The organism is Acinetobacter sp. YH12063, assembly GCF_013419715.1.
Taxonomy (GTDB): domain Bacteria; phylum Pseudomonadota; class Gammaproteobacteria; order Pseudomonadales; family Moraxellaceae; genus Acinetobacter; species Acinetobacter amyesii.
The window spans coordinates 19,175-27,523 of the sequence record NZ_VOZO01000017.1 but is presented as its reverse complement, the minus strand read 5'-3'; the positions used below and the strand labels follow the sequence as shown (position 1 = coordinate 27,523).

At 41.6% G+C, this 8,349-nt stretch carries 6 protein-coding genes and 1 pseudogene; 4 read left to right on the top strand and 3 right to left on the bottom strand.

The window, feature by feature from the left end:
• Positions 1 to 110 (top strand): annotated as a pseudogene (locus tag FTU12_RS15090) (IS5/IS1182 family transposase); the annotation flags it as partial.
• 390 nt (positions 111 to 500) lie between these two features.
• Positions 501 to 1,853, top strand: coding sequence for an 8-oxoguanine deaminase (locus tag FTU12_RS15085; protein WP_180114862.1), 1,353 nt, complete (start codon positions 501 to 503; stop codon positions 1,851 to 1,853).
• Positions 1,854 to 2,148: 295 nt separating this feature from the next.
• Here the strand turns inward: FTU12_RS15085 and FTU12_RS15080 are convergent, their stop codons facing one another.
• The 3 genes from FTU12_RS15080 to FTU12_RS15070 all read right to left on the bottom strand — a co-directional run bounded on the left by FTU12_RS15080 (position 2,149) and on the right by FTU12_RS15070 (position 6,296).
• Positions 2,149 to 3,387, bottom strand: a complete 1,239-nt coding sequence (locus FTU12_RS15080) for a CaiB/BaiF CoA-transferase family protein (protein WP_180114860.1) — start codon at positions 3,385 to 3,387, stop codon at positions 2,149 to 2,151.
• A 51-nt stretch (positions 3,388 to 3,438) separates the two neighbouring features.
• The gene (locus FTU12_RS15075) at positions 3,439 to 4,866 is read right to left on the bottom strand and encodes an MFS transporter (protein WP_180065409.1); all 1,428 of its coding nucleotides are present in this window, start codon (positions 4,864 to 4,866) and stop codon (positions 3,439 to 3,441) included.
• A gap of 209 nt (positions 4,867 to 5,075) precedes the next feature.
• Positions 5,076 to 6,296 (bottom strand): acyl-CoA dehydrogenase, encoded by a 1,221-nt coding sequence (locus tag FTU12_RS15070; RefSeq protein ID WP_180114858.1) that lies wholly within the window; start codon positions 6,294 to 6,296, stop codon positions 5,076 to 5,078.
• A gap of 246 nt (positions 6,297 to 6,542) precedes the next feature.
• Here FTU12_RS15070 and FTU12_RS15065 point away from each other — a divergent pair, with 246 nt between their 5' ends.
• Both FTU12_RS15065 and FTU12_RS15060 read left to right on the top strand, forming a co-directional pair.
• Positions 6,543 to 7,478: a LysR substrate-binding domain-containing protein gene (locus tag FTU12_RS15065; protein ID WP_180050982.1), complete on the top strand. Its 936-nt coding sequence runs from the start codon at positions 6,543 to 6,545 to the stop codon at positions 7,476 to 7,478.
• A gap of 104 nt (positions 7,479 to 7,582) precedes the next feature.
• Positions 7,583 to 8,284, top strand: a complete 702-nt coding sequence (locus tag FTU12_RS15060) for an NAD-dependent deacylase (RefSeq protein ID WP_180114856.1) — start codon at positions 7,583 to 7,585, stop codon at positions 8,282 to 8,284.
• Positions 8,285 to 8,349 lie beyond the last annotated feature (65 nt).

Sequence of the window (8,349 nt, the reverse complement as noted above, 5' to 3'; positions counted from 1 at the left end):
TGAAAACCTTCAAAATTCTTGCTGAGCGATATCGCAATCGAGGCAAAAGACTAGCATTAAGATTCAATCTAATTGCTGGAATTTATAACTTGGAGCTGAGTGAAAAATGACTTATGAAAGAAATCTAATATATTTTAAAAATGTTATTTTGGATAAAATTAAACCCAACCACATTTAAAAAAAATATTTTTGATTATAAGTAGCATTATTTTTTTAAATAAATAATTACTTATAATGCAAAGATCCTCATCACTTATCGATGTTCGCCATGCAATAAATAAGTTGCTTTAACTGTTTGGTCTATTGCTAAGTTTTTAAAGATTCTTTCTAAAAATTAGAACAGGAAAAACCATTCTTAAATAAATACATGTTTTTTATGATGAATTTATAGGTATGCAGCCTAAATATTGCTGGAAATCAGCTTTAAGTTCCTATTTTTAAAATTTCAGTGGTATGGAAATTGCTCAAAACCAGTTGCTTCCTTTGACCAAGATCTTGTTATGACTATAGTTTGGATAAAAAATCCGCTTGCGGTATTTACTGCCAATAATCAGGACGCTCGTGGTGGTGTACTGATTTCTCAAGGAAAAATTATTGAGCTAGTTGGGCTAAATGGGCTGCCCAGTCAGGCTTATGACGAAATATTTAATGCAAAAGATTTGGTTATGCTCCCAGGTCTGATCAATAGCCATCATCATTTTTACCAAACCCTGACACGTGCGTGGGCACCCGTGGTCAATGCACCATTATTTCCATGGCTAAAAACTTTGTACCCAATTTGGGCAAAATTAAACCCAGAACAATTACACTTAGCAACTCAAGTGGCTTTAGCTGAATTATTACTGTCGGGATGTACCTTCGCTGCGGATCATCATTATTTATTTCCAAATCAACTGAACCGTGCCATCGATGTACAAGTTAATGCAGCACAAGACTTAGGTATACGAGTGATGCTTACTCGTGGTTCGATGAGTTTAGGTGAAGATGCCGGTGGTCTCCCGCCACAGCATACCGTTCAGGACATGGATATCATTTTAAAAGACTCTGAACGTTTAGTATCGAAATATCATCAACGGCAGGAAGACGCCATGGTGAATATTGCCCTTGCACCTTGCTCGCCTTTTTCAGTGACGCAAGACATTATGCGTGAAAGTGCCAAACTTGCAGCAGCACTCGATGTGCGTCTACACACGCATTTGGCAGAAACCATAGATGAAGAAAATTTCTGTCTACAGATGTTTGGCATGCGCACCGTTGATTATTTGGAAAGTGTAGGATGGCTGAATGAGCGTACTTGGTTAGCGCATGGCATTCATTTTAATGCAGATGAAATTCGACGTTTAGGACAAGCCAAAGTAGGAATTTGCCATTGCCCACATTCCAATATGCGCCTTGCCTCTGGCATTTGTCCAACACTCGATTTAACCCAAGCAGGAAGCAAAATTGGTTTAGGCGTAGATGGCTCAGCGTCGGGTGATGCATCAAACTTACTACTTGAAGCGCGTCAAGCCATGTACTTACAGCGCTTAAAATATGGTGCAGAAAAGATCACACCTGAGCTTGCATTGAGCTGGGCAACACATGGCTCAGCACAGCTGTTGGGGCGTGAGCAACACTTGGGGCATATCGCTGAAGGCTTCCAAGCTGATTTTGCATTTTACCGTTTAGATGACATTCGTTTTTCAGGCTCACATGATCCGATCGCTGCTTTGCTACTCTGTGGTGCAGACCGTGCTGAACATGTCATGGTCAAAGGTGATTGGGTCGTCAAAAATCAAAGCTTGGTCAATGTTGATGTCGATGAACTTCAGGCCAAACACCGTGTAGCAGCAAAAGCCTTACTTGCGGCATGATCAAAAAGACCGAAGTATTGGAGTCCTTCGGTCTAAACTTTTAATTTTGACGATACTTTTAATGCCCAAATATTAGTGCTTTTTCAAAAAGCAAAAAATAATCATTAATCGGTACTTAAATTGTCAATAAAAGCCCCATCTCCGTTTGGGATGAGGAGCATGCTCTGTAAGATTGAGCATAAAACAACCTCTCCCTAACCCTCTCCTGAAAGGAGAGGGAATTTAAAACATGAATTTTAAAAGTTCAAAAAATGATTTATGCACGAGGTCTATTCCAAAATTTAATTAGGAAATTTTAAGCTGCAGGATGACTGAGTTGATCAATAATACCTTGTGCAGCCAATTCATTTAATTCAGCTTCAGTTCTATATTGGGACAAAATTTCTGTCGTGTGCTGTCCTAACTGTGGTGGTGCATGACGGTATTCCACAGGTGTATCAGATAACTTCATCGGTGAACCAATCACTTTAAAATCATGATTTAAAGCATGTGGAATATTCACTACCATGTTACGGTGTTGAATTTGTGGTTCATTTAATGCGTCGTCTACAGAGTTGATTACACCGACTGGCACTTTTACCGCATGAATCGCATCGACCCAAACTTGAGCATCTTGAGTCAGAAAAAAGGCACTCAATAATGGAATCAATTCATCACGGTGTTTTACCCGATCTTGATTACGTAAATAGTTCGGCTGATCTAACAGTTCTGTATAGCCAATCGCAATACACAAGTCTTTAAATTGCTTGTCGTTACCACAGGCAATAATAAATTCCTTATCTTTGGCTTTAAAAGTTTGATACGGCACAATATTCGGGTGATTATTTCCCATACGCTGGGGTGCTTTACCTGAGGTCAAATAGTTCATGCCTTGATTGGCCAGAGCCGCCACCTGTACGTCTAGTAAGGACATATCAATATATTGACCACGGCCTGTATGCTGCCGCGCCAACAATGCCGCCTGAATGGCAATCGTTGAGTACAGTCCGGTCTGAATATCGACCACAGCGACCCCCACCTTTTGTGCTCCGCCACCGATTACATCATCAGATTCACCAGTAATACTCATCAAACCTGACATACCTTGAATAATAAAGTCATAGCCCGGTTCTTCCGCGCGTGGCCCATCCTGACCAAAACCTGTAATTGAGCAATATACGATATTTGGATTTAGCGCACTGAGCGATGCATAATCCAAACCATATTTGGCAAGTGAACCTGCTTTGTAGTTTTCAATCACGACATCTGCAGTTTGGGCAATTTCACGGACTAGGGTTTGCCCTTCTTCACTGGCAATATCAATGGCTACAGAATATTTATTACGGTTCGCACATTGGTAATAGCCTGATTCTTTCGTCGCTTGACCTTGCTGATTTGGCATCCAAGGTGGTCCCCACATACGGGTATCATCCCCGACTTTAGGACGCTCAATTTTGATTACCTCTGCACCTAAATCAGCCAATATTTGACCGCACCAAGGACCTGCTAAAACACGGCTTAAGTCCAATACACGAATTCCTTTTAATGCACCCATAGTTCACTCCAGATGTGCCATAGTATTGAGCTATGGCACAGATCTTTTTAATTATTTTACTGTTGCAGTTTTTGCAGACGCTTTTTGCTCTGCATCAGCTACATGTATATCTAAACTGGCCAGTTTTTCTTTTTCCGCATCTGAAGAAAGTGATGCTTGCTGCGGGTCATATTGACGTTCACGAATGAACAAGCCTGGAATAACACCTGCAATAAAGTAAGCAGCACCCATCACAATAAAGGCCATAGTGAACGATCCGCCTGCGGCAATCATACCAATGGTTGCTGGTGCAATGGCTGCGCCTAAGCGCCCCATATTGTAAGCACCGCCAATGGCTGTACCGCGCACATCCGTAGAGAAACTTTCTGCCATATAAGTTGCATTTACACCGTATGGAATACCGTATAAGAAACCGAAAGTTACGAGTAAATAGGCAATGTTGGTTGGTGTGTTATAGAAAATGATGATCGGTAAAAATGCTGCCGTAGCTACCGTACCAAACACAAAGGTAATACGACGTCCGAACTTGTCAGCGGCATAGCCGGCTAAAATTTTACCCATAATCATGGCGGTATATGCACCTACCATGTAGCCTGTCATGGCTTTAAAGTTCATGCTGAGTTCAGTTTCTAGATACGTTGGCATCCAGTTGTTAACACCGTAATAACCGAATTGTAGAAATGCAGCGGTCGACATCCAAAAGAAGAACATTTTGCGATGATTAGTGTGTCCAAAAATACGTTTATAAATACTTTCAGAAGATGCATTTTGATTGACTGCAGCTTGCTGCTGTACAGGTTCAAGTTTTAATTCACGGCGTTTTAGCTGCTCAATTTTTGCTTCCTGCCAAGATTTTGGTTCAGGAACAAAACGCATAAAGATCAGGGCAAAAGCAGCAGGAATAATCGTGACATAAAATAGCATGCGCCAGCCGTGATCTGGAATAATGGCACCCGCCATCAGCGTTGCAACGATATACCCCACAGTTTGACCCGTCTGCAAAGTCCCAAGTACTGTTGTGCGGTATTTGGTTGGTACATATTCTGCCATCAGCGTATTACACGCCATATAAAGTGAGCCCAGACCAAATGCGCCAATAAAACGTAAAATTAAAAATTGTTCATAGCTTTGGGTAAAGCCTAAAATACAGGTCATGATTGAGAAAAATACGACCGACCAAGCAATAGTTTTCACACGGCCAAATTTATCGCACGCCCATCCACCCGAAATACCACCCAGCGCCATCCCTGCTAAAGAAGAACTGCCGAGCATTCCGGCTTGAAATGTACTTAAACCAAATTCAGCCTTTAAACTGGTCAGGCTGAATGACAGCAACATGATGTCTACACCATCAATCACCAATGAAATAAAGGCAAAAATAAAAGCCATTTTCCAAGTGTTGCTGGTAATACGATGCATCGTGCCCACGTTAGAAGGCAATTTGAGCGTTCCTGCTCCGTTTTGCATTTCGTTATTCATTTCCTTGTTCCTCATTTTCCCAAATGAGTCATCGGCATTCCTATGTCTGCACATTTGCCTTTTTTATTCTTTTTATTTCATCACTGCTCAGGCTATTGCACAGAGTTACAAGAGTGTTTCACGATGAATCCTTTATTGATTAAGTTTATTTTTGCATGAAAAGTCTCTAAGGCACTCTATATAGAGCACCTTATCGATATTGAATTCAATTAGTTACCAAAAGCCGCGATGCCAGTTTGCGCACGACCAAGGATCAGCGCATGTACATCATGCGTTCCTTCATAAGTGTTGACGACTTCGAGGTTAACCAAATGGCGGGCAACACCAAACTCATCAGAAATGCCATTTCCGCCCATCATGTCTCGCGCTACGCGGGCAATATCTAGAGCCTTGCCACAGTTGTTACGTTTAATTAATGATGTGCCTTCTACAGCAGCAATGCCTTCATCTTTCATACGTCCAAATCGAAGCGCAGCTTGTAGCCCCAAGGCAATCTCAGTTTGCATATCTGCAAGTTTTTTTTGAATCAGCTGATTCGCTGCCAATGGTCGGCCAAACTGTTTACGGTCCATGGTGTATTGGTGTGCTGTATGCCAACAGAACTCAGCTGCGCCCATTGCGCCCCAAGCGATACCATAACGAGCACTATTTAGACAGGTAAATGGACCTTTTAAACCACGTACTTCTGGAAAAGCATTCTCTTCAGGGACAAAGACATTGTCCATCACAATTTCACCGGTAATCGATGCACGTAAGCCAACTTTACCGTGAATTGCAGGAGCAGATAGACCTTCCCAGCCTTTTTCTAAAATAAAACCACGAATGTCACCAACATTACCTTCAGGCGATACTTCTTTCGCCCAAACAACAAACACGTCGGCAATTGGGCTGTTGGTAATCCACATTTTTGCACCCGTGAGACGATAGCCACCTTCGACTTTTTTTGCACGAGTAATCATGCTACCTGGGTCAGAGCCATGATCTGGTTCAGTTAAACCAAAACAGCCAATGTATTCGCCTGTTGCCAGTTTTGGTAGGTATTTCTGTTTTTGCTCTTCAGAGCCAAATTCATTAATCGGCACCATCACCAAAGAACTTTGCACGCTGGCCATTGAACGGTAGCCAGAATCAACATATTCAATTTCACGCGCAACGAGACCATAACTAACATAGTTTAGACCTGCGCCGCCGTATTGCTCTGGAATCGTTGGGCCAAGTAAGCCAAGTTCGCCCATTTCTCGGAAAATAGATGCATCGGTTTTTTCATGGCGGAATTGTTCCAGTACACGTGGCTGTAAATGCTCTTGACAGTATGCATGCGCAGTATCGCGAATCATGCGTTCTTCTTCAGTTAATTGCTGTTCCAAAAGAAACGGGTCTTGCCAGTTAAATTGTACTTTTGCCTTTTTTACATTGACCATTTGATTCATCGCATCCTCTGCTTTTTCAGGTTTTCGTTGTTTTATTTGATGCTATGTGTGAAAAGTGATTCATTCAAACGATTAATTTGCATGTAGATATGCGCCTTTCGCATACCTAAGCTTGGCTCACAGCGTGTTAAGCACTTTAGCCACTGATTTGAACTGCGGATTGCTTTATTTATAGACTATAGTGGTATATGAAAATCATTCTTATATGCCATTTTGTGATACCTATCGATAAAAAGGACTTTATCTATGCGGCGCAATATTCCGTCATTGCAAAGCTTAATTTGCTTTGAATCTGCTGCGAAACACGCAAGTTATACGCATGCTTCCCAAGAGTTATTTATTACGCAAAGTGCCGTGTCGCGCCAAATTCAACAGCTTGAAGAATATTTAGGTGTAATGCTATTTAGCAGAACACGTCACGGTGTCGATCTCACAGAAGCAGGCAAGCAATATGCAAAAAGTATTAAACCCTTTTTGCAAGGTATCGAAAAAAGCACTTCAGATATTATGATGCACAAAGGCTTGGGCGGTACTTTAAAGCTGGGCGTTGTGCCAACCTTTGCCACACGTTGGCTGTTGCCAAAATTACATAAATTAAATGCGCAACATCCTGAAATTACAGTGCATTTGGAAACCAGTACTAAACCCTTTTTATTTAATGAAAATGTCTTTGACGCGGCGATTTTTGCAGGAACTCAGCAACAAATTGAGCATTGGCCGGGCATTCAAGCGCATTATTTAATGGATGAAGAAGTGGTTCCCGTTTGTTCCCCCAAATTGATTAAAAGCAACTTTCCCCATGCGGAAATGACCGGTGATCACAGTTTTAATTTAAGCGATGAAGAATTGCTTCAATTGCCCTTATTACAGCAAACCACCCGTCCAAGTATTTGGCAAGAATGGTTTCAAGCCCATCAGCTTCAGCATCCCAAACCATTTGATGGTCAGCGACATGAATTATTTTCCATGCTTTCTGTGGCAGCCAGTCATGGCATGGGTATGGCACTTATTCCACAAATGCTGATTGAAGCTGAACTGAGAAAAAAAGAATTGGTGATTGCATCAAATAAAAAACTGCACGGTAGCCGAAAATATTATTTAGTCCACTCGAGCCAAGACAGCTCACCACAAATACAAAAATTTGTCGATTGGGTGCTACAAGAATTGCATCAACTAAGTTGAAGTAATCGCTATATTTTGAGTACAGTAAATTCGCTGAATCATCCATTCAATACATGCAACCGTACGCATTGGACTCATCAATTAAAATATAAGGCTAAATATCTATGCAAAAAATTGTGGTGTTTTCAGGTGCTGGCATGAGCGCAGAAAGCGGCATCAATACCTTCCGTGACAGTGATGGTCTTTGGGAACAGCATCGTATTGAAGATGTGGCCACACCTGAAGCTTGGGCACGCGATCCAGCTTTAGTACAGCGATTTTATAATGAACGCCGTAAACATATTTTAGCCGCAGAGCCAAATGCAGCGCATAAATTAATTGCTGAACTCGATGATTTTTTTGATGTACAAGTCATTACACAAAATATTGATGATCTACATGAACGTGCAGGCAGTCACAATGTACTGCATCTGCATGGCAATATTCGTTACGCAAAAAGCTCTGGCCCTCAGGCGCAATATACGCAGGAATTGTTTCCCATTGAAGGTGCAGATTTAAACTTAGAGACCGATCAATGCCCTGAAGGATATCCTTTACGGCCACATGTGGTCTGGTTTGGCGAAGCAGTTCCTGCCTATGAAGATGCCAGTGTAAGTGTACAAACAGCAGATATTTTTATTGTGATTGGCACAAGTCTAGCTGTCTATCCTGTGGCTGGATTAATTCACGAAATCCCTGCCAACTGCCGTGCATTTTATATCGACCCGAAAGCAGACTATCAACGCGTACCTGAGCAGTATCAATTGATTAAAGCAGGCGCGAGTGAAGGAATGAAAAAACTGTTTACGCAATTGGTTGCGCCATAAAAGCACATTTTGGCATCAGTATCGATCAAAAAAACTAATATTACCTGCTTCTTTTGCAGGCTTTT

Excerpts from the sequence above, each read along its gene's own strand:
- FTU12_RS15085 (WP_180114862.1), top strand. The coding sequence starts at position 501 with ATGACTATAGTTTGGATAAAAAATCCGCTTGCGGTATTTACTGCCAAT.
- FTU12_RS15080 (WP_180114860.1), bottom strand. The coding sequence starts at position 3,387 with ATGGGTGCATTAAAAGGAATTCGTGTATTGGACTTAAGCCGTGTTTTA.
- FTU12_RS15075 (WP_180065409.1), bottom strand. The coding sequence starts at position 4,866 with ATGAATAACGAAATGCAAAACGGAGCAGGAACGCTCAAATTGCCTTCT.
- FTU12_RS15070 (WP_180114858.1), bottom strand. The coding sequence starts at position 6,296 with ATGAATCAAATGGTCAATGTAAAAAAGGCAAAAGTACAATTTAACTGG.
- FTU12_RS15065 (WP_180050982.1), top strand. The coding sequence starts at position 6,543 with ATGCGGCGCAATATTCCGTCATTGCAAAGCTTAATTTGCTTTGAATCT.
- FTU12_RS15060 (WP_180114856.1), top strand. The coding sequence starts at position 7,583 with ATGCAAAAAATTGTGGTGTTTTCAGGTGCTGGCATGAGCGCAGAAAGC.